We start from the raw sequence: 19,995 nt of genomic DNA on the forward strand, positions 1-19,995 counted from the left end.
AGCAACAATAAAGATTGATGCCAGAGGTACTCATTCCAAGCATCTCTGGCCTAAATAATACAGTCTTTTAATTTATAAGGACAGCAAAAGCTTGATCTTAGAAATTAGTAAGCAATAAATGCCTTTGCCTTAGTATGACAAATTGGGCATGCTTCTTCTGTCTTATCAAAGGTGATGTAACCACATACTGGGCAAAGTAAAATATCTTCTTTGTCTAAATCTTTTCCAGCATCGACACATTTTTTAGCTTCTTCATAACGTTCAGCATGAACCTTTTCAGCTTCAATGGCATATCTCATTGCTTTAACAGCTTCTTTTTCACCTTGTTCTTCAGCTACACAAATAAAAGCTGGATACATTTGAGTAAATTCAAAAGTTTCTCCATCGATTGCAGCTTGAAGATTTTCAGAAGTCTTATTGATGCCAAAACCAGCCATGCTAGTTACAGCAAAGTCGCCGTTTACATCTTTAAGGGCTTTAAAGTGTAAGCGAGCGTGAACTTCTTCAGCGTCAGCAGTACAATCAAAAAGTCTTTTAACATTTTCAAATCCTTCTTTTTTAGCAGCGTCTCCCCAAACTCGATAGCGCATGTGAGCTTGGCTTTCGCCACCAAAAGCTGATTGTAAATTTGTTTGAGTCATTGCATTCATAATCATTTTCCTCCTTAAAAATCTTACTATTGATTAACTATCTTTAGTATAAGATATAATTTATAAATTTTCAAGAAATCCAGATAATATTAATAAAGCAAAATACCCCACCGGGTAAGATGAAAGGCTTTATCATAATTAAATGGCTATTTTTCAATATCTTCATTGATTTTAAGAATAAAGAAAGCTTAGGTTTCCCTAAGCTTTTTAAATATTTTTTACTTTTTCTGCCTGATCATAAGCTGTTAGAGCATCAATTAACTCATCTAAATCCCCATCGTTAATGGCGTCAATTTGATGGGAGGTAAAATTAATTCTGTGGTCTGTAACACGACCCTGAGGATAATTATAGGTTCGTATTCTTTCAGATCGGTCCCCACTTCCAATTTGAGACTTCTTTTCAGCTGAAATTTCCTTATTTTGTTCAGCCTGCATTTGGTCATAGATCCTAGACTTTAAAATAGTCATGGCCTTAGCCTTGTTTTTAATCTGACTTTTTTCGTCTTGACAGGAAACCACAATGCCTGTAGGAATGTGGGTTAAACGGACGGCCGAATCTGTGGTGTTAACGGATTGGCCCCCATGACCGGAAGATCTAAAATAGTCTACACGAATTTCTGTTTCGTCAATCTCTACTTCAATATCTTCAACTTCAGGTAAGACAACAACTGTAGCTGTAGAAGTGTGAATTCGTCCAGAGCTTTCTGTTTCAGGAACACGTTGCACCCTATGAACTCCAGACTCATACTTTAACCTTGAGTAGGCGCCCTTCCCTTGGACCATAAAAATGACTTCCTTATAGCCACCGATTCCTATTTCATTGGTATTTAAGACGTCTGTTTGCCAGTTGTGTTTTTCTGCATAGCGTAAATATTGTCGAAATAAGACACCTGCAAATAGGGCTGCCTCATCCCCTCCTGCCCCGGCTCGGATTTCAATAATAACATTTTTATCGTCATTCTTATCCTTAGGAACCAGCAAAATTTTTAATTCATTTTCCACCCTGGCTAGGTCTTCTTCATTTTGTGTGATTTCCTCTTTAACCAGTTCCTTCATTTCTTCGTCAAGAGGTTCGTTAAAGAGACTTTTCGCAGAAGCAAGGTCTTCTGAAAGCTTGCGGTATTGCCTGTACTTTTCTACGACAGGCAATAGTTCCCCGTGTTCAATGGCATATTTTTGAAAACTTTGAGAATCGCTAATGACGGCAGGGTCTATCATTAAGCCTTCAAGCTCTTTTAAACGATCTTCAAAAACAGATAATTTATCGTACATTTATTTCCTCCTAGTTGCTATAATTACCCGGTCATGACCACCATAGTCTTGGATGCATTTGCCGGTAAAATGAATGGCATCAAGTAAAGCAAATATTTCTTCTTTTTGATTATAGCCAATTTCCAACACCAAGTAGCCAGTTTTATTTAGGTAGTCAGGGGTGTCTTTAATAATTTTTTTATAAAAGTCCAGGCCGTCTTCTCCCCCATTTAAGGCAAGGTGAGGCTCATATTTTTTTACTTCATCTTCTAAATCATCCATATCTTTTGCCTTAATATAGGGAGGATTTGAATAAATTAAGTCATAGGAAGGGGCGACTTTTTCGAAAAGGTTGCTTTTGAAAAAATGAACTTGTGCCAAATGCTTTTTAGCATTCAATTCAGCAACTTGAATGGCTTGGTCGCTAATATCTACACCATCCACAGATAAACTGGGCCTTTCAAGTTTCATTGTAATGGAGACGCAACCAGATCCGATACCAAGTTCCAAAAAGCTATTTCCAGGCAATTTTAATAGCTCCTGAATGGAGAATTCCGTCTCAAGCCTGGGAATAAGCACGGAGGAGTTTACAAAAAAATCTCGGCCATAAAAGCTTCTTTTATTAAAAATATAGGCCAGGGGTTGGCCCAATTTTCGCGCTTCTATTACTTCCTCTAGTCTCTTAAGAATATTTTGGTCTACTGGCAAATCATCGTGGGCATATAAATAAGAAATATCCCTCTTAAATAGGTTTTCGAGAATTTCTCGACTCTCATGTTCATGGCCAATGGATTCAAGTTCTTTACGTAGATGGTGAAGCAATGTTTTTACATCCAACGGTCATTTTCTCCTTCTCTGGGAAGAACTGCCTTTAGAGAGGCGATGGCCACTTCAATTTGATCCGGGTCTGGTTCCTTAACTGTGGCAATTTTTTGGATGTAGAGTCCTGGCCGTCTTAATAATTTACTCAGGGCGGAGTCACTTTTTCCAATCCAGCGATTGATTTCATAGGCAATTCCCGCAATAACTGGGAACATTAAAATACGAATAAGGACCCTTAAGATGGGGTTGGGCCATCCAAAAAAAGATAGGACCACAATGCTAATGGCCAGGACCATAAACAAAAAGCTGGTCCCGCACCGGGGGTGTTCACAGGGATATTTTTGAACATTTTCTACAGTGAGTTCGTCTCCATGTTCATAGCAATGAATGGACTTGTGCTCAGATCCATGGTATTGGAAAACTCGGTAAATATCGTCAATTTTTGAAATATAAACTAGATAGATAAAAAAGACCACAATTCTTAAGATTCCCTCTAAAAGATTTAGGGCAAAAACAGAATCTGTAAATTTTTGAAGGCCACTGGCAATTAAATTTGGCAATAAAATAAAGAAAACAATAGCCATGGCTACAGAAAGGGACAGGGTTAGAAAAATCTCTTTATTGGATAAGAAAGTTCCTTCGTCATCGTCCCAAAAAGAAGCCGAATAGGTCATGGCTTTTAAACCTATCACCATAGCTTCGATTAGTTTAACTGCCCCTCTTAGGATGGGGAGATTAAAAATTGGGAACTTATCAGCAATAGAAAAGTTTTTATTTATTTTTAATTCAATTTCTCCATTAGGCTTCCGAACGGCAATGGCTGTTTTTGAAGGGCCCTTCATCATGACGCCTTCAATGAGTGCCTGGCCACCAATAGAGGTTTTAAATGTATTATTCATAGATTCTCCATATGAAAATTGGTTAGTGTAAACACTAACCAATTTCTTAATCTCTTTTGTACTTGCGATTGAATTTTTCAATACGTCCACCTTGGTCTGAGAATTTTTGTTTCCCAGTGAAGAATGGATGGCATTGTGAGCACACTTCAACTTTTAAATTTTCCTTGACAGAACCTGTTTTAAAGGTATTCCCACAAGCACAAGTGACTGTAGCTTCCTTATATTCTGGTTGAATATCAGTCTTCATCACTTATCACTCCTTTATTTAAATTACTTAGGCTCATACTTAACTTCTATAGTATACCATAGGGACAAGCCGATTTCAATAAAAACTTATGAGGATTTATTGAGCGTAGTCAGGCTTTTGATCCAGTTTATGGGTACTGGAAATTTTACGGATAGTTCCACTGGGTAATCTTAAAACCAAGGTGTCGGTATCTGCAATATTATTGGCGTGGTAGCTTACACCTCGTAAAAGCTCTCCGTTGCTGACTCCTGTTGCAGAAAATAAGACCTCATCTCCCTTAACCAGGTTATCAATGTGATAAATTTTGTCTAAATCACTTTTTAATTCTTTACAGCGAGCCAATTGGGCTTCATCAGATGGCATTAATTTTCCTTGGAAGTCGCCACCCAAACATTTTAAAGCAGCGGCGGCAATAACCCCTTCTGGAGCTCCACCAATCCCCATAATTAAATCAACACCAGAATCTTCAAAGCAAGAAGCAATGGCAGTAACAATATCTCCGTCATTGACAAATTTAATTCTTGCTCCTTCTGCCCGAATTTCATTGACTAATTTTTCGTGGCGTTCACGTTTTAAAACGGAAACAGTTAGGTCGCTAATATCTTTTCCCAAAGCTTTGGCTACATTTCTTAGATTTTCTGCAGTACTGGCATCCAGTCGAATGGCTCCTTTTGCTTTAGGGCCACAAGCAATTTTATCCATGTAGCAGTCAGGGGCATTTAAAAGGCATCCCTTGGGAGCTACAGCAACTACGGCTATGGCGTTTGGCATACCTCCAGCAATGGAGGTTGTTCCATCGAGAGGGTCTACAGCAATATCTACTTGGTTTTCGTGGTTGGCGCGACCAATGTTTTCCCCAATATAAAGCATGGGGGCTTCATCGATTTCCCCTTCTCCAATAACTACTGTTCCATCAATATCTATGGTATCAAACATACGACGCATAGCATCAACAGCTGCACCATCTGCCGCGTTTTTATCACCCTTCCCCATCCATTTTCCAGCTGCTAAGGCAGCAGCTTCTGTAACACGTGCTAAATTTAAACCTAAATCACGATTCACTTTGTATCCCCCTTTAAGTATTTGTTCCAATCCTTATTAAAACCCTCTAGACCACTATCTGTCAAGGGGTGTTTTAGCATTTGTTTAAAAACCTTGTATGGTATTGTTGCAATATCGGCACCATTGATTGCAGCATCTAGAACGTGTTTAGGGTGTCGAATACTGGCAGCTATAATTTTTGTAGGTATATTTCCTTGGGTAAAAATTTTCTTTATATTTTTAATTAAGTCTGCCCCATCATAAGAAATATCATCAATCCGTCCAATAAAAGGACTGACATATTGGGCACCTGCCTGAGAGGCTAATAAGGCCTGGTTTGGAGAAAAAATTAGGGTCATATTCACTTGAATTTTTTCTCTTGTTAAAATCGAAGTGGCCTTGATTCCCTCTTCTGTCATAGGTAGCTTAATAACAATATTTTTATCTAAACAAGCAAGCTTGCGGGCATCTACAACCATCTTTTCAGCAGTATCTGATGGGACTTCTGCACTGACAGGACCATCCACCAAAGCAGCAATTTTTTGAATAATCTCTTCAAAATTTTCCTTGGATCGATAAATCAAGGATGGATTTGTAGTTACCCCGGAAAGAATTCCCCAGGTATGAATTTCTTCTATTTCTTCATATAAAGCGCTATCAATAAATAAATCCATGATTACCTCATTTTCTACTTTCTATCAGGCAGACACATTGGCTGGTGATGCCTTCTTTACGACCCTCATAACCAAGTCGCTCTGTGGTTGTAGCCTTAATTGAAATTTGACCAGTTGAAATTTTTAAGTGCTTACTCAGGATTTCTTTCATTTCTGGTATATATGGAGCAAGTTTTGGCTCTTGGGCAGAAATAACGCAGTCAATATTTCCAATCCGATAGGCGTGTTTTTCAAGTAATGCAATAACCCTATCTAAGAGGACCAAACTGTTAATATCCTTATAGGCGGGGTCTGTATCCGGAAAGTGTTGGCCAATGTCGCCCAAGGCCATAGCCCCCAAGAGAGCGTCCATAATACTGTGAACCAGAACATCTGCATCGGAATGGCCTAAAAGACCCCTGTCATATGGAATTTTCACTCCTCCCAGGATTAAAGCTCTCTGGTCTGCAAAAGCATGTACATCAAATCCAAATCCTATTCTCATAAATTTTCTCCATATCCATATTTCTTTAAAATTCTTCCAGGTTCTTCTTGTAATATTTCAGCAAAAAGCAGGTCTTCAGGGGTTGTAATTTTTATATTAGTGTATTCCCCTTGGACGATTTTAACCTTGTATCCAGCCTTTTCCACCAAGGAGCAGTCATCTGTTCCCTGGTAGTCTTCATCATAGGCTTGTTTATAAGCAGACTCTATAATATCTCGATAAAAGACCTGGGGAGTTTGAACTGCCCATAAAAGTTTTCGAGCGGGAGTATACGATACATATTGACCATTGGCTGAAAATTTGATGGTATCTTTTACTGGATGGGCCAAAACACTGGCTCCTGTGTCTTCAACAGCTGCAATGACTTCATCAATAGCGTGAACAGATACAAAGGGTCTAGCTCCATCATGACTTGCAACGATATCTACCGATTGGTCAAGGGCCCTTAAACCATTTAAGATGGAATCTTGCCTGGTCTCTCCTCCAGCTACCAGCTGATAGGGAATGTTAATTTCCTTGAGAAGGTCATGAATCAAGTCCAGCTCTTGTTCTTGCCCAATAACCAGGATGCAATCTACATATTTACTGGACGATACTTGTTTAATTGTTCGAGATAGGACAGATTGTTCCCCTAAAGAAATAAACTGCTTATTCATCTTTAGTTGCATTCGAGAACCACTACCTGCAGCTGCAATCAGCATTGCAACTTTTTTATTCTTTAACATTTAGGCCTCTTTCTAATTTACGATAACATGTTTATTTGCATATCTAAGCAAATCTCTGGCAATAGGTGCTGCAACTGTTCCTCCGTAGCCCTCTGTTTGCTCAACAATCACAGCAATGGCAAATTTAGGGTCTGAGGCAGGTGCAAAACCAACAAACCATGCGTGATCTTTACCAGAAGAGTTTTCGGCAGTTCCTGTTTTTCCAGCAATTTTTAAGCCCTTGGAATAGGCCTTAGATCCATTTCCGTTTCGAACGACATTAATCATTAGGTCCTTGACTTGGTCCGAAACTTCTTTTTTCGTTACCTCTGATAGGACCTTGGGTTCATGTTTGTCAATGGTGACACCATCAGCAGATTCAACTTCTGCTACCAGATAGGGTTCCATCATCTTGCCATCGTTGGCAATGGCAGCAGAAACTAGGGCCATTTCCAGAGGAGTTGCTAGGACCTTTCCTTGGCCAATGCTGGATGCAGCTAGCTGGGTGTTGTCAAGAGAATTAGAATAATTAAACACTGATTTTTTTACAGGCAGGTCAAAGTCTATTGTCTTATTAAACATAAAGCGGTCGGCAACATTTCCTAACGTGTTGGCTCCAAGTTTTACTCCCTTACTGACAAAATAGGTATTTAAGGATTGAGAGAAGGCGGTTTTTAGGTTGATTTTTCCATATTTTCGGTCTGGAACAGCATTTTTAAAGACCCGGCCATTGATGGTTTGAGTTCCCTCATCAACGTAACTTTGGTCAATATTTGGATTTTCCAAAAGCCCCACACTGGTTAAAATCTTAAAGGTGGATCCGGGAGGATATAGACCCTGAGTTACCCTGTTGACCAAGGGACCGTCTGCCCGACTGGAAATATCCGACCAGTCTTCCACAATGGTCGAAGCATCAAAATCAGGTAGACTAACCATGGAATAAATTTCACCTGTCTTGGGATTTAAAATAACAGCTGCACACTTGCGGTCTGTTTCCTCCAAGACCTTATGGGCATAGTTTTGTAGGTTTGTATCAATGGTTAAATTTAAATTATTACCTAATTTATTATTGCTTAAAAAGTTCTTAAGACTATTAAAACGCATAAAGGAACCCTTGTTTAAAAGTTGGTCATTGTAAGATAATTCCAGTCCCCCCTTTCCTAAAGAAGGATTGGCATAACCAACAATATGGGAATAGATTCGAGGGTAGTTGTAAAAACGACGATAGTCGCCCTCATGCCCTTTAGAGTAGGCAATAACTTCGGCATTTCGATCGCGGATAATTCCCCTTTGAATTTTTGCTTCTTCAATCCAACTTCGACGGTTGGCCGAATGTTTTTTTACTGCATCGGCTTGGAAAAACATGAAGTATGTTAGATAGAGAATTAAAGATAGGCTTAAAAAGGTTAATCCTGATAGAAGGACTAAAATCCTACGATGTTCTTTAGGATTCATTGCTGTTCCCTCCCTCATATTTAAAGGATAAATCTTCGCTCGTTACTTGAAGAATACCTAGGCAGATAAAGCTTGACAACATAGAGCTTCCTCCATAACTAATAAAGGGTAAAGTTAATCCAGTTAAAGGAATCAGCTTGGTTACACCTCCGATATGGACAAAAGCCTGGCAACAAAACAAGACGCTAACACATAGGGCTAAGATTCGATAAAAAGTATATTCTTGGTCCAAGGCAATCTTAATGCCACGATATACTAAAATCATATAGAGCATAATAATTGCAATCCCCATGGCAGTGCCCATTTCTTCACAAATTAAGGGGAAGATAAAGTCGCTATAGCTATATGGGATTAAATTTGGATATCCCATGCCAATCCCGCTGCCAAAAAATCCACCTTCTGCAATGGCAAAGAAAGATTGAACAATTTGCCGACCTGTACTATAGGCATCGCTCCAGGGGTCCAGCCAAATATGAACTCGGGTCTGAACGTGAGTAAACAATTTAAAACCTAAAAAAGCACCTATAGCAATCAAGACAAGGTTGAGAATAATCATTTTTCTATTTTTTTCGTAGACAAATTGAATGGCCAAATACATGGCCAAAAATAAAACGGCTGTTCCCAAGTCTTTTTGAATAAACATACATAAGATAAAGAAGTAGATAATCCCCATAATAATAAAGGGAGCATATTTTAGATTCTTGTACTTATTGTAATTTGCATAAAAACTGGCCAAGATAAACATGATTAAGATCTTAGACAACTCCGAAGGTTGGACAAAAATATTTGAGGATATTTGAAGCCAGTTTCTAGCTCCGTGCCGGGTTGTTCCAAAAATTAGGGTGGTCAGGGTGAAAATGGCGGCTAATAAAACATATAGGTTTCCAAACTTGTCTAACTTGGGAAAATACTTTATAAAAAAATAAGTAGCATAAAAAAGCAAGATACCTGCAATGGACCAGACCATTTGCAAAATACCATAGCTTGGTTTAATGCGAAATTCCATGACAATTCCAATGGTTAAAAGCATAGAAATAATCAAAAAGATGTAATTATCCCCACTGGAAATTTTCCCTAGGATGAAGTTAGAAACATAAATAATAGCTATTAGACCAATGGCCTTATAGGCAATGGCTGCATCAAAGTTAGAATTTGTGCGGTAAAAAAAGAAAAGTAGAACGATACAGAGAATTTGAAAAACCAGTAAAAGATCTCTTGGCCGTCTACTTTTCGTTAAGCTAGTAAACATTTTGACAAGTCTCCTATTCTACAAACAAAAACTGGATAAAGCCAATCCCAATCCGATCACCATTTCTTAATTCGATGATATCATGGATAAGCTCTCCATTTAAATAGGTTCCATTGGCGCTGTTTAAGTCTTCAATAAAATAGGTTCCATTCTGATCTGTAATTTGAAGATGTTTTTTTGAAACAAAATTGTCCTTAATGACAATATCATTTCTAGATGACCGTCCAATGGTGATGGTTCCCTTTAAAGTATAGTATTCTTGCATTTTAAAATTTAATGTATCCAGGCGGTTGACAACCTTTAAGTAGGCTCCATCCTTCATCATAGTCATTTTACTCATAGATTTAATATCTAAATAAATCATACGGATAATACTAAATATAAAGAGATAGATAATTAAAGTTGCAATGTATTTTACACCTTGAGAAATTATTATAAACATATTGCACCTCATAAATTTACTGCATTTATACTATCATATTAATAGCTTATTTTCAATAAAAACAGCCTTTACCCCCCCCTGATAAATTATTGAGTCTGGTCTCTATTTCTGATACAATTCAGATAGGAGGAAGCATGAAGAAAATAGAATCAATTTCCTTTCTCAAGGGGACCTATAAAATTACTACAAAAGACCAAGCCTTTCTCTATTTAAATGAGGAGACCTTTATACATAGTGGCCTTTACAAGGGCTGTGAGATTTCCGAGGATGCTTGGACTCAACTGGAAGAGGAAAATCAATTTTATGAAGCTAGAGATTTGAGCTTGAACTATTTGAGACGGAGACGGACTAGTGGTGAAATTAAGCACCTTTTAAGCCAGAAGGGTTTCAACCAGACCTGCTTAGATCGAATTATTAAATACCTAAAAGACTATCAATTGATTAGTGATGAGGATTACATTAAAGACTTTATCCATGACCAATTTTATTTAGAAAAAAATGGGCCACGGAAAATTAAATTCAAACTAATGAATAAGTTTCTTGATCCAAGTTTAATTGATTGTTATCTGGCCGACCTTCCCCGAGAGGATTTAGAGGCTATGGTCAAGGAGTTAATTGAAAAGAAATATGGCCAAGGCCCCTTTTCTCTAGTAGAAAAACAAAAAATAAACCGCTACTTACAAAATAAAGGCTATCCCTACTCTTCTATTTCAAAGGAGCTATTCTAATGGACTATGTCTATATTGTCCAATGCCGAGATAAGACCCTATACACGGGCTATACCACGGACCTTAAAAAGAGAATCCAGGTCCATAATGCCGGAAAAGGAGCCAAATATACCCGGGGACGCGGACCGGTAACTCTTGTATATTGGGAAGAATGCGAAAATAAGTCCCTGGCCCTTTCAAGAGAAGCGAAAATTAAGAAGTTACCCAGGAATAAAAAATTAGAACTGGTGGAATCAAATGTTGAAAAAGTCAATAAATTATTGCAAGGATAAGGCTTATGCCCAAAAGGTTATGGCCATGGCCCTGTATTTAGGCCAGCTTTTAGTTAAATATGGTGCAGAAATTTACCGGACGGAAGATACGATATCTAGAATTTGTGAAAGCTATGAAAACTTAACTGCCATTGATGTATTTGGTCTAAGTAATGGTTTGTTTATTTCCTTGGAATATAACAATGAAGTCATTACCATGTATAAGAATGCCAGTGTAGGAAATTTAAATTTAGAAAAGATTAACCTCTTAAATACTTTTAGTCGAAAATTTGTAAAAGATCCTCAAGATGTTCAAGCGGCCATCCAAGACTTAAGAGCTATTGAGGATAAGGACGAGTACAGTTTCCCTCTTAAGTTTTTGGCTTCGGGCCTGGCAGCATCCTTTTTTGCCCTCTTATTTGGAGCCGATACCATGGATGCAGTATGTACTTTCTTTGTGGGAAGCTTAAGCTATGGGGGCGTTTTTCTCCTGTCCAAGTATGACTTGACCTTTTTTATAGAAAGTTTTTTAGGCGCCTTCTTCTCTTCTTTTTTTGCTATGATTTGCATCCTTTTGGGAGCGGGGCATAATATCGACCATATTATTATTGGATCTATTATGTTATTTGTGCCGGGGGTTGTTATGACGAATGCAGTACGAGATATTATGTCAGATGATTTTTTATCGGGACTAATAGGTCTTGTTAAGGCTATTTTCATTGCCCTGGCCATAGCAATCGGGGTTGGTATTGTTTTAAGTTTCCATTTAAAATAGGGAGGAATTTATGATTTATCTCAAGGCCTTCATTTATTCTTTCATAGCAAGCCTGGGTTTTGCCCTAATCTTTAATGCGCCCAAGAGGTCCATTTTACCTGCTTGTCTAGTTGGAGGAATTAGCTGGGTTGTTTATGAATTTTTGCAGGTTCAAAATTGTAACTATATATTTTCAGCCTTTTTAGCAGCTTTTATCATTGGTATTTTGGGAGAGGTTTTTTCCAGGTGGCTAAAAAATCCGGCAACTCTTTTTATCCTTCCGGGGTTAATCCCCCTGGTACCGGGGGCGGGAATGTACTACTCTATGAACCATTTAATTGCTCAAAATTATAATTCTTTTATCGCTGTTGGAGCGAAAACTTTTTTCACTGCTGTTGCCCTGTCCATAGGTATTGTTGCCTCATCAATCTTTTCAAAAAGCCTAAGGCGGGTAAGGATTCGGAAGCAAGACAACGGCCTTTAAACCTTATTGCGTAAAAAAATGAAGCGAAACTTCTCTCGCTTTATAAATCAGATAATCATAACCACCGGCTTAGCCGGTGGTTTGTTCTGCCCCTATAAGGGGCTGTTACCGGCAGCATTCCATGCTTTGAATTTTCTTACTCGTGCACCCTTCTCTCAGCGAGTGCTAAAGCACTTTATTTCTTGCTTTTGTTTACCGGCTCACCCGTAAACGGGTCTATAAATTCTTTCATACTGATTTGATCTGCCATATAATCTTCTTTCAACTGATTTTTTATATAGTCTTGTATTTTTTTCGCATTTTTCCCGGCTGTATCTACATAGTACCCGCGACACCAGAAATGTCTATTCCCGTACTTATACTTTAGATTTGCATGGCGATCAAAAATAATCAAGCTGCTTTTTCCTTTTAAATACCCCATAATTTGGGATATGCTATATTTGGGTGGAATCTCCAACAACATATGGATGTGATCTGGACAACACTCTGCTTCAATAATGTTGATCTCTTTTCTTTCGCATAAATCTCGTAATATCTTTCCTATATCTTGCTTTAGTTTCCCATAGATTATTTGTCTTCTGTATTTCGGAGCAAATACTATATGATACTTACAATTCCAAGATGTATGTGATAAACTATTTTTATCCATGTGGATGCCTCCCTTTTCTAAATATGCTACTGCCAGTAACTTATTTAGTATATCATGGGAGGCTTTTTTACTTGAAGCTAAAGCTTATTTTCCTACCACCAGCATAGCTGGTGGTTTTTTCATGCTAAAGCGTACAAAAAATAGAAAGCCTTTTTTATTGGCCTTCTATTTTTTTATCATTTTTGATTAGTTGATAGCCCAGATTTGCCACCTGAGCCCAGTGGTTTTCTGTATTGGATATATCTCGCAAATAGTAATTTTCAGAGCTTTCCTTGTCGATAACGCTCATTAAAATTCCAGATGGTGTAAAGTATGAAAATGCAGTCCTATCTCCCATTTCACATGTGATAAAGTAGATTTTAGAATTTTCAAGATAGGCTTTAAACATCCCCTTGGAACTATCTGTAGAAAAAGCCTTGGCTACAATAGACAGGTGGTCTAAGCCATAACTATAGGTATCCCATAAGAAGCTTCCCTTTAAACTAATGTCATTCATAGCCTGCTTGGTATCGCTGTGCATTTGAGCCTTTTCGTCTTTCAGCCAGACACCTTTCTTAAGCTCTAAGTCTGGATTCTTAATGGGAGATTCGATAGATAGAATGTCGTTTATATAGTCCTTTAAGGTAGCTGTAACTTCCATTTGATTCCCCATGGATTCTAGGACTTGACTCAACTGGGGATTTTTATTGTAGTGACCATTCATAATGGCGTACCAAGACCCGGGGTTTTTAGTATTACAAAAATATTCAATTGCCCCCATCCTTCTTAAAATTGCACTGTTGGCAGCAAGGGTGGTTTCTAGGTCTATTTTTTTTAAAGATCCCAGAGTTTGGTAGATGGCAAGAGATTGGGATAGGCCATCCATTTCTCCAAGGCTATAAAAGGGCGAATCCTTATCTGCCTTAATTTGCCGGCTAGCCAAGACAGGATAATGGGCCAAAGAGGTATCGAACAGATAGGAATTAAGTTGAGAGGAGCTAAAATTGGGTAATTTAATTTTTTGCCAGGTGTTTTCCAAATGAACCAGTTGGTCAATAGCCTCCTGTCCCTGGTGAATTTCTTCTAGGAGAGAGGTTGTTTCAATTTTTTTGTAATTCAAATCTCTTTCTAGTTGTTTGACACTCTTCTTTAACTGGCCATAGTTCCCTTCTTTAGGATAGAGATAGACTCCAAAGACCAGTATAAAGAGACTGAATAAAAAAAGAACAAGCTGGATCCCCTTTTCCTTACTTTTCTTCTTCATTGTTTCTTAACTCCTCTAATTGGTTTAAAATTCCTTCATATTTCAAATATTGACTATAGAGTTTTTCAAATTGGTCTTGATAATTTTTAAGCTTACTTGGGTTAAAGGCTTCAATATTGTAGCCCCTCTTTCGCAAAGACTCAACCCCATCAAGATATAAATCAAAGGCTACCCGGCTATCATCGAGATTTTTCAAATTAATTTCAGATAACTTATAGAGGTCATAACCTAGAGAAACTTGGTGGAGTATGCCTACCCTTAAGTCAGGGTTGTCTGTGGGATTTTTTTGGTAAAAAGAATGATAGAGTGGGTCCTCTAAGACAAGATTTAAAATATTATTGGCTTTAAGGTCTTGCCAAAGATTCGGATTTAGTTTATTATTTTCCGTTTGATTTGATATATCTGAGTATTTTCCTAAGAAAATAAGAAGGTCATCATTTTCATAAAAGTTCCTTCTAAAGTCTTGGTCCATTAAAATTGTATGTACTTGTTGAATAATTTCTTCTTGCTTTCGCCTAAAGGAGTCGATTTCTTTTTTTATGGACATGCTATTTAGGTCAGTTACCGGAAAACCATGCTGAGCCAGGAAGTTTTGAGATAAGGCTTCCTGGCTCTTTTTTATTTTTACATTGTCTGCTTGCAAAGAGGCAAGTTTTTGATCCTGGTCCCTTACAAGTTCCTTATATTTTTTATAATCACTTAATAGTTGTTTTTGGCTCAAGTTCAATAGGTAGGAATAGGCCAAAAAACAAGTGGATACTACCAGCATGAATATAAGGATAATCCTTGTGTATTTTTTCCAATCAGTTTCCATAAACCACCTACAGAATCTTCACCATTTGAATTGGACTATGGCTTAATTGTGATTTGCGGTCCAGTCTTGAAATGTATAGGTAGCTTGCTAGTAAAGTAACTAGACCTATAAAAAAGCCAAAAAGCTCGTATGATGGTACATTTAAGGCTTTGAAGACATAGGTTCCTATCAGAGATCCTACCAGCAATCCAAGTAAAGGAAGTCCATACACTAAAAATATATAGGATAAGACACGCTTGGCGTCTGCTTCCAATTGAACATAATCCCCTACCTTGGCATTTAAATTATTAATGATTTGAATATGTTCTACCTTTTCTTCACAACTAGCATGACATGATTCACAGCTGGCTCCACAAGCTCCAACACGTCTTACTTCTAAATCAGCTAAACCATCTTGAACAGCTGTAACATAACCAACTTGTTCCATTTATTTCACCTCAATATTTAATTCATCTAGTTGTTTGTCAGAAACTTCAACAGGAGCTCCTGTCATGAGGCAAGTGGCAGATTGAGTTTTCGGAAAGGCAATGACGTCGCGGATATTGTCAGCACCAGTAAAAATCATGGTAAGACGGTCTAGTCCATAGGCAATGCCTCCGTGAGGAGGGGCTCCATATTTAAAGGCATCTAAAAGAAAACCAAATTTTTCTTCTGCATCTTCCTTGCTAAATCCGAGAGCCTTAAACATTTTTTCTTGAAGGTCACTGTTGTTAATCCGAATACTTCCTCCCCCGACTTCATCTCCGTTAATAACCAAGTCATAGGCCTTGGCTCGGACTTCTGATGGATCTTCTTCCAATTTTGGAATATCTTCTTCAAGTGGATGGGTAAAGGGGTGGTGCATGGCTACATAGCGATTTTCTTCTTGGCTGTATTCAAATTGAGGAAAGTCAGTAATCCATAAAATTTCATCATGATTTTCATCAATTAAGTTAAATTCTCTAGCAAGGTGGAGGCGTAAAGCACCTAAAGCAGCCAATACAGTAGAGTCTTCATCGGCAACAATTAAAATGATGTCCCCTACTTCTGCTTCTAGACTTTCAATAATGGCGTCTAATTCTTTGTCTAAAAATTTTGCAATGGGAGATTGAATTCCATCCTTATTGATTTTAATCCAGGCAAGGCCCTTGGCCCCATAAGTTTTGACAAAGTCTTCCAACTTATCAATCTTCTTACGACTTAGGTCCTTACCCAAACCCTTGGCTAAAAGGCAGCGAACAGACTTCCCGTCTTTTGTTGCTTCCGAAAACACCTTAAAGGATGAATCTTTTACAAGCTGGGATATATTTTGAATTTCCATAGCAAATCTTAAATCAGGCTTATCGGATCCAAAACGGTCCATAGCTTCATTATAAGGTAGCTTTTTAAAGGGACGAGACAGTTCAACTCCCTTTATTTCCCGATAGAGCATTTGGATAAATTCTTCGTTTAAGTCCATAATCTCTTCTCGGCTCATAAAGCTCATTTCCATATCGATTTGGGTGAATTCAGGTTGTCGGTTGGCTCTTAAATCTTCATCTCGGAAGCACTTGGTAATTTGAATATAACGGTCAAATCCCCCAACCATTAAAAGCTGTTTCATAAGTTGAGGAGACTGGGGCAAGGCATAAAACTTGCCCTTATTTATACGGCTTGGAACCAAGTAATCCCGAGCCCCTTCTGGAGTAGGCTTGGTTAGCATAGGAGTTTCAATTTCAACAAAATTGTGGTCGATAAAGAAATTACGAGTAAGCTGACTAATTTTGGATCTTAAACGCAAATTTCTTTGCATTTCAGGCTTTCTAAGGTCCAAGGTACGATACTTCAAACGCATGGTTTCATCGACATTATCTCCATCTTTAACATAAATGGGTGGAACCTCAGATGTATTTAAAATTTTAAGTTCATCTACAAGAACTTCAATATTTCCTGTAGGAATATTAGGATTTTTATTTGAACGTTCTCTAGGCTTACCCTTTACAGCAATAACAAATTCAGACCGCAAACCTTGGGCCGTTTCATAAAGGGCGGAATCTGTATCATTATTAAAGACAAGTTGAACGATTCCAGAAAAATCTCTCAAGTCAACAAAGATTAGGGAACCCAAGTCCCTTTCTTTTTGGACCCACCCCATTAAACAAACACTTTCACCTATATTTTTTTCGCGCAAGACACCACAATAGTGACTTCTTGACCAATTACCTAAATGATCTAACATATTTACCTCCTAGTTCTGTCTAAGTCTATTATAATCTTCTATAAAAGCCATTTCAAGCTAACAGGACCGGTCTTGGACTCTTTGAGTCAGTTCTTCCTGGTTTAAACGCGGATTTTGATTTTTCGTCAATAGAAAACCAGCGTGGTCCATTCCTTGGCAACCAGCTAGAAGGAGTAGGTCCCCATCTTCAACAAATTCAAGTCCTCGGTTTAAGGCATCCTCTAAATGGTCCATTAATTCTACCTGGATTTTTTCTTCCTCCATAACTTTTAAAAAGACCTGGCGTTCTTCATCATGGACCCAATCTTTTTGAGACACACAATCTTGACTTAGGCTGGCAATAAATTTTTTTAATTTTGCCTTCTTTAAAAATTTACTCATGGTTTGGGAAACTTCTTCATTTAAATGGACTCCTCGATTTCCCCGAATGGCATAAACCATCACTAGAGACTTATAGTCCATTTTCATTAGAGTTTCCATGGTAATTTCAATATTTCGACTGTTTGCAAAGTGGTCATCAATAATTTTAAAGGGGCTTGTTTGAATCATTTCAAAGCGTCTTTCCACTCCAGTAAAATCTTCAATTCCCTTTTTAATGATGTCTTTTTCAATGCCCAATAAAAGAGCCAGACTAATGGCTACAAGGCTATTCATGACAGATGAGTAACCTGATGATGAAAGCTGGATATCCATTTCAAATGGCTCAAGAGTCTTATTCTTTAGCTTGATTTCTTTATTTAGGACATAGGTGTAGGATCCAAACCCTGTCGATAGGTCTAAATTTTTGAGGTAAATATCCGCCTTATCTTGGTAGGAAAGATGGAGCACCTTCCCTTGTGTTTCTTCTTCCAACTTAGCAATGAGGGGTTCATCTTGGTTTAGGAGGACAAAAGAATCCTCTTTTGCTTGGGTAATCAGTTTTTTCTTTTGCTTGTAGTAATTTTCAAAAGACCCATGCTGGTCAATATGCTCTCTTGAAAGATTATGAAAGCTAACCAGGTCAAAATCACAGTCAACAACTCGATCAAGCTCTTGGGCTGAAGAAGAAACTTCCATAATGCAAGCATCAATCCCCTCTTGATCCATATGGTAAAAGTGCTCTTGCAGGTCATAGGATTGGGGGGTCGTTAGGATGCTGGCTTTTTCATAGCCTGGATACTTAACTTTTACAGTACCAATTAGGCCCGTTTTCATTCCCTTTTCTTCCAAGATATGATTCAACATAAAGGATGTTGATGTTTTTCCGTTGGTTGCTGTAATCCCCACAAGGGGAAATTTCTTTGAAGGAGAAAGAAAGAACTTGGAGGACAACATGGCCAGAGCCCTCCTAGGATTCTCCACTTTAATTTGGGGAATATTATCTTCTGTAAATTTTGAACAGACAACGACACTAGCTCCATTTTTTATCGCATCCGGAATATACTTGTGGCCATCTACCAGCTCTCCCGGTATGGCTACAAATAAATTTCCCGGTTGAACCATTTGGGAGTGATAGTGGATGCCAGTAATTTCTGTCGGAAGAACTCCCCTGGAATCTAAAACATCAATAGCTCCCAGTAATTCCTTTAAATTTTTATTTACCATTTAAAATCCTCCATATAGGCTTGCTTTAATGAGTTTTTATCTTGCCAATGCTCTTGGTAGTCTCTAAGGTTTTTATACTGCAATACTTTTTCCAGTCTATTTGACTCCGGATAATAAAATTTTGAACTACTGCTCATTCCAAAACCCAATATACTTTGTTGTTCATCCATCATAAGCATATTATAAATAGATTCTCTACCCTCTTTACTGTACCCTGCATTAAACCCATTTCCCAAGGTTCTTTTTTGGCGGTACATATAATAGGGCTTATAGCCCTTATTCCCCAAGCTTTGATAAACATGGTTAATTAGCTTGGAAATTATTTCTGAATTTGTATAATATTCTTGCTCTTGAAAGAGGCGAGATCCATTTTTTAAAGATAGGGTATGGACTGTAATATTATCAGTATCCAAGGCCATAACACGATTTAAAGAATCCATCATCTCCAAGGAATTTTCACCTGGTAGACCTAAAATTAAATCGACATTAATGGAAAAATCTAATTGTTTTGCTTCATAAAAGGCCTTTAAAAATTCCTCCACACTATGCCTTCGATTTAGGCGAGATAGGGTTTTATCCTGCATAGTTTGAGGGTTGATACTTATCCGGGTGACCCCATACTCTTTCAGGCAAGAAAAAATTGGCCCTGTTAGGGTGTCTGGACGTCCCGCTTCAACAGTAAATTCCATTCCTTGGCCAAATACTTGCCTGCTAGTCTTTAGTATTCTTTCTAACTGGCTTTCTCCTATGGAAGTTGGCGTTCCTCCACCTATGTAGATGCTGGTGGGGGGTTTTTTTAAATGCCTATAACTTTTTATTTCACTTAGAAGAGTATCCACATAGGCCTGTAGCTTGTCCTTATTTGAACTTTTGATAATGGGATAGGAGCAATAGTCGCATCGGCTAGGACAAAAAGGAATATGGATATAGACAGAATACCCCTTGGGATCAATGGAATCAAAATAGGACTTTTCCTTTAAAGCGACGGAAATTAAAAAGCGAGCCATTAAGTCTTCTATGCAATAATAGTCTTTTAGATAATTTAAAAGTTGATCAGGAGAGAATCTGTCCAATAAGCCTATAATGAGCTTAATGGGCCGTACTCCTGTTAAGATTCCAAATTTTGAACTTACTCTTTCTTGTATTTGCAAGGAATTTAAGATATAGCTTTTAATCCTCCGTCTTCTTTCTTGAAAATCTATGCCTTCCGGTAGATGGCATACCTGATTTAAACCCTGGCTTAAAAAAGTTATTTTCCCAGAGCTATTGATGACTTCTATATCTTTTCCGCTGACAAATTGAGGATAAAGCATACGGATTAATTCAAAATAATCATGGGCTTCGGCCTCACTAAAATTCTTAAATCTTATCAT

At 37.9% G+C, this 19,995-nt stretch carries 23 protein-coding genes; 4 read left to right on the top strand and 19 right to left on the bottom strand.

The features are described from left to right. Positions 1 to 104: 104 nt before the first annotated feature. The 12 genes from BQ7400_RS01670 to BQ7400_RS01725 all read right to left on the bottom strand — a co-directional run bounded on the left by BQ7400_RS01670 (position 105) and on the right by BQ7400_RS01725 (position 9,918). The gene (locus BQ7400_RS01670) at positions 105 to 650 is read right to left on the bottom strand and encodes a rubrerythrin family protein (protein ID WP_072469632.1); all 546 of its coding nucleotides are present in this window, start codon (positions 648 to 650) and stop codon (positions 105 to 107) included. A gap of 207 nt (positions 651 to 857) precedes the next feature. After that, complete coding sequence (gene prfA, locus BQ7400_RS01675) at positions 858 to 1,922, bottom strand: peptide chain release factor 1 (protein WP_034438459.1); 1,065 nt, start codon at positions 1,920 to 1,922, stop codon at positions 858 to 860. Beyond that, the gene (gene prmC, locus BQ7400_RS01680; RefSeq protein ID WP_072469242.1) at positions 1,923 to 2,738 is read right to left on the bottom strand and encodes a peptide chain release factor N(5)-glutamine methyltransferase; all 816 of its coding nucleotides are present in this window, start codon (positions 2,736 to 2,738) and stop codon (positions 1,923 to 1,925) included. It lies immediately after the preceding gene. Further along, positions 2,729 to 3,622, bottom strand: coding sequence for a DUF1385 domain-containing protein (locus BQ7400_RS01685; protein WP_072469243.1), 894 nt, complete (start codon positions 3,620 to 3,622; stop codon positions 2,729 to 2,731). Before BQ7400_RS01685 ends, prmC begins: the two co-directional genes overlap by 10 nt. Positions 3,623 to 3,668: 46 nt before the next feature. Beyond that, positions 3,669 to 3,869 (bottom strand): 50S ribosomal protein L31, encoded by a 201-nt coding sequence (gene rpmE / locus BQ7400_RS01690; protein ID WP_009430333.1) that lies wholly within the window; start codon positions 3,867 to 3,869, stop codon positions 3,669 to 3,671. A 96-nt stretch (positions 3,870 to 3,965) separates the two neighbouring features. Continuing rightward, positions 3,966 to 4,931 carry a class II fructose-bisphosphatase gene (gene glpX, locus BQ7400_RS01695; protein WP_072469244.1) on the bottom strand — a complete coding sequence of 322 codons (966 nt, stop codon included), beginning with the start codon at positions 4,929 to 4,931 and terminating at the stop codon, positions 3,966 to 3,968. Continuing rightward, positions 4,928 to 5,584, bottom strand: coding sequence for a fructose-6-phosphate aldolase (gene fsa / locus BQ7400_RS01700; RefSeq protein WP_072469245.1), 657 nt, complete (start codon positions 5,582 to 5,584; stop codon positions 4,928 to 4,930). The genes glpX and fsa overlap by 4 nt, the downstream gene beginning before the upstream one ends. A 7-nt stretch (positions 5,585 to 5,591) precedes the next feature. Beyond that, positions 5,592 to 6,068, bottom strand: coding sequence for a 2-C-methyl-D-erythritol 2,4-cyclodiphosphate synthase (gene ispF / locus BQ7400_RS01705; RefSeq protein WP_072469246.1), 477 nt, complete (start codon positions 6,066 to 6,068; stop codon positions 5,592 to 5,594). Beyond that, the gene (gene ispD / locus BQ7400_RS01710; protein WP_034438445.1) at positions 6,065 to 6,793 is read right to left on the bottom strand and encodes a 2-C-methyl-D-erythritol 4-phosphate cytidylyltransferase; all 729 of its coding nucleotides are present in this window, start codon (positions 6,791 to 6,793) and stop codon (positions 6,065 to 6,067) included. Before ispD ends, ispF begins: the two co-directional genes overlap by 4 nt. 12 nt (positions 6,794 to 6,805) lie before the next feature. Next, positions 6,806 to 8,227 (bottom strand): peptidoglycan D,D-transpeptidase FtsI family protein, encoded by a 1,422-nt coding sequence (locus tag BQ7400_RS01715; protein ID WP_072469247.1) that lies wholly within the window; start codon positions 8,225 to 8,227, stop codon positions 6,806 to 6,808. Continuing rightward, a complete protein-coding gene (locus BQ7400_RS01720; RefSeq protein WP_034438440.1) occupies positions 8,217 to 9,476 on the bottom strand; it encodes an FtsW/RodA/SpoVE family cell cycle protein in 1,260 nt (419 codons plus the stop codon). Before BQ7400_RS01720 ends, BQ7400_RS01715 begins: the two co-directional genes overlap by 11 nt. Before the next feature lie 13 nt (positions 9,477 to 9,489). Further along, a complete protein-coding gene (locus tag BQ7400_RS01725; RefSeq protein ID WP_009431796.1) occupies positions 9,490 to 9,918 on the bottom strand; it encodes an FHA domain-containing protein in 429 nt (142 codons plus the stop codon). Between the two features lie 134 nt (positions 9,919 to 10,052). Here BQ7400_RS01725 and BQ7400_RS01730 point away from each other — a divergent pair, with 134 nt between their 5' ends. Genes BQ7400_RS01730 through BQ7400_RS01745 form a run of 4 tightly spaced genes read left to right on the top strand, consistent with a single transcriptional unit; the run spans position 10,053 to position 12,135 of the window. Beyond that, entirely contained in the window at positions 10,053 to 10,646 is a 594-nt protein-coding gene (locus BQ7400_RS01730; RefSeq protein WP_034438437.1) for a regulatory protein RecX, read from the top strand. After that, positions 10,646 to 10,918, top strand: a complete 273-nt coding sequence (locus BQ7400_RS01735) for a GIY-YIG nuclease family protein (RefSeq protein WP_034438435.1) — start codon at positions 10,646 to 10,648, stop codon at positions 10,916 to 10,918. The genes BQ7400_RS01730 and BQ7400_RS01735 overlap by 1 nt, the downstream gene beginning before the upstream one ends. Then, on the top strand, positions 10,884 to 11,672 hold the full coding sequence (locus BQ7400_RS01740; RefSeq protein WP_052099007.1) for a threonine/serine exporter family protein: 789 nt from the start codon (positions 10,884 to 10,886) through the stop codon (positions 11,670 to 11,672). The genes BQ7400_RS01735 and BQ7400_RS01740 overlap by 35 nt, the downstream gene beginning before the upstream one ends. Positions 11,673 to 11,682: 10 nt before the next feature. After that, positions 11,683 to 12,135: a threonine/serine exporter family protein gene (locus BQ7400_RS01745; protein ID WP_034438433.1), complete on the top strand. Its 453-nt coding sequence runs from the start codon at positions 11,683 to 11,685 to the stop codon at positions 12,133 to 12,135. Between the two features lie 175 nt (positions 12,136 to 12,310). On the opposite strand, the gene tnpA is transcribed toward BQ7400_RS01745, so the two are convergent. From tnpA to hemZ, 7 genes are all read right to left on the bottom strand, one after another. Next, positions 12,311 to 12,784: an IS200/IS605 family transposase gene (tnpA, locus tag BQ7400_RS01750; RefSeq protein WP_072469248.1), complete on the bottom strand. Its 474-nt coding sequence runs from the start codon at positions 12,782 to 12,784 to the stop codon at positions 12,311 to 12,313. Between the two features lie 154 nt (positions 12,785 to 12,938). After that, a complete protein-coding gene (locus BQ7400_RS01755) occupies positions 12,939 to 14,027 on the bottom strand; it encodes a hypothetical protein (protein ID WP_072469249.1) in 1,089 nt (362 codons plus the stop codon). Next, complete coding sequence (locus tag BQ7400_RS01760; RefSeq protein WP_072469250.1) at positions 14,011 to 14,841, bottom strand: hypothetical protein; 831 nt, start codon at positions 14,839 to 14,841, stop codon at positions 14,011 to 14,013. The genes BQ7400_RS01755 and BQ7400_RS01760 overlap by 17 nt, the downstream gene beginning before the upstream one ends. A 7-nt stretch (positions 14,842 to 14,848) precedes the next feature. Continuing rightward, positions 14,849 to 15,268: a SoxR reducing system RseC family protein gene (locus tag BQ7400_RS01765; protein ID WP_072469251.1), complete on the bottom strand. Its 420-nt coding sequence runs from the start codon at positions 15,266 to 15,268 to the stop codon at positions 14,849 to 14,851. Beyond that, a complete protein-coding gene (gene aspS / locus BQ7400_RS01770; RefSeq protein ID WP_072469252.1) occupies positions 15,269 to 17,038 on the bottom strand; it encodes an aspartate--tRNA ligase in 1,770 nt (589 codons plus the stop codon). A 57-nt stretch (positions 17,039 to 17,095) separates the two neighbouring features. Further along, positions 17,096 to 18,622 (bottom strand): Mur ligase family protein, encoded by a 1,527-nt coding sequence (locus BQ7400_RS01775; protein WP_072469253.1) that lies wholly within the window; start codon positions 18,620 to 18,622, stop codon positions 17,096 to 17,098. Further along, entirely contained in the window at positions 18,616 to 19,995 is a 1,380-nt protein-coding gene (hemZ, locus tag BQ7400_RS01780; RefSeq protein WP_072469254.1) for a coproporphyrinogen dehydrogenase HemZ, read from the bottom strand. Before hemZ ends, BQ7400_RS01775 begins: the two co-directional genes overlap by 7 nt.

It is taken from the genome of Urinicoccus massiliensis (genome assembly GCF_900120405.1).
Lineage (GTDB): Bacteria > Bacillota > Clostridia > Tissierellales > Peptoniphilaceae > Urinicoccus > Urinicoccus massiliensis.

What these genes read in the sequence shown, in the direction of transcription:
- BQ7400_RS01670 (WP_072469632.1), bottom strand. Translation starts at nt 650, where the DNA reads ATGAATGCAATGACTCAAACAAATTTACAATCAGCTTTTGGTGGCGAA.
- prfA (WP_034438459.1), bottom strand. Translation starts at nt 1,922, where the DNA reads ATGTACGATAAATTATCTGTTTTTGAAGATCGTTTAAAAGAGCTTGAA.
- BQ7400_RS01685 (WP_072469243.1), bottom strand. Translation starts at nt 3,622, where the DNA reads ATGAATAATACATTTAAAACCTCTATTGGTGGCCAGGCACTCATTGAA.
- rpmE (WP_009430333.1), bottom strand. Translation starts at nt 3,869, where the DNA reads ATGAAGACTGATATTCAACCAGAATATAAGGAAGCTACAGTCACTTGT.
- fsa (WP_072469245.1), bottom strand. Translation starts at nt 5,584, where the DNA reads ATGGATTTATTTATTGATAGCGCTTTATATGAAGAAATAGAAGAAATT.
- ispF (WP_072469246.1), bottom strand. Translation starts at nt 6,068, where the DNA reads ATGAGAATAGGATTTGGATTTGATGTACATGCTTTTGCAGACCAGAGA.
- ispD (WP_034438445.1), bottom strand. Translation starts at nt 6,793, where the DNA reads ATGTTAAAGAATAAAAAAGTTGCAATGCTGATTGCAGCTGCAGGTAGT.
- BQ7400_RS01715 (WP_072469247.1), bottom strand. Translation starts at nt 8,227, where the DNA reads ATGAATCCTAAAGAACATCGTAGGATTTTAGTCCTTCTATCAGGATTA.
- BQ7400_RS01720 (WP_034438440.1), bottom strand. Translation starts at nt 9,476, where the DNA reads ATGTTTACTAGCTTAACGAAAAGTAGACGGCCAAGAGATCTTTTACTG.
- BQ7400_RS01725 (WP_009431796.1), bottom strand. Translation starts at nt 9,918, where the DNA reads ATGTTTATAATAATTTCTCAAGGTGTAAAATACATTGCAACTTTAATT.
- BQ7400_RS01730 (WP_034438437.1), top strand. Translation starts at nt 10,053, where the DNA reads ATGAAGAAAATAGAATCAATTTCCTTTCTCAAGGGGACCTATAAAATT.
- BQ7400_RS01735 (WP_034438435.1), top strand. Translation starts at nt 10,646, where the DNA reads ATGGACTATGTCTATATTGTCCAATGCCGAGATAAGACCCTATACACG.
- BQ7400_RS01740 (WP_052099007.1), top strand. Translation starts at nt 10,884, where the DNA reads ATGTTGAAAAAGTCAATAAATTATTGCAAGGATAAGGCTTATGCCCAA.
- BQ7400_RS01745 (WP_034438433.1), top strand. Translation starts at nt 11,683, where the DNA reads ATGATTTATCTCAAGGCCTTCATTTATTCTTTCATAGCAAGCCTGGGT.
- tnpA (WP_072469248.1), bottom strand. Translation starts at nt 12,784, where the DNA reads ATGGATAAAAATAGTTTATCACATACATCTTGGAATTGTAAGTATCAT.
- BQ7400_RS01755 (WP_072469249.1), bottom strand. Translation starts at nt 14,027, where the DNA reads ATGAAGAAGAAAAGTAAGGAAAAGGGGATCCAGCTTGTTCTTTTTTTA.
- BQ7400_RS01760 (WP_072469250.1), bottom strand. Translation starts at nt 14,841, where the DNA reads ATGGAAACTGATTGGAAAAAATACACAAGGATTATCCTTATATTCATG.
- BQ7400_RS01765 (WP_072469251.1), bottom strand. Translation starts at nt 15,268, where the DNA reads ATGGAACAAGTTGGTTATGTTACAGCTGTTCAAGATGGTTTAGCTGAT.
- aspS (WP_072469252.1), bottom strand. Translation starts at nt 17,038, where the DNA reads ATGTTAGATCATTTAGGTAATTGGTCAAGAAGTCACTATTGTGGTGTC.
- BQ7400_RS01775 (WP_072469253.1), bottom strand. Translation starts at nt 18,622, where the DNA reads ATGGTAAATAAAAATTTAAAGGAATTACTGGGAGCTATTGATGTTTTA.
- hemZ (WP_072469254.1), bottom strand. Translation starts at nt 19,995, where the DNA reads ATGATAAGATTTAAGAATTTTAGTGAGGCCGAAGCCCATGATTATTTT.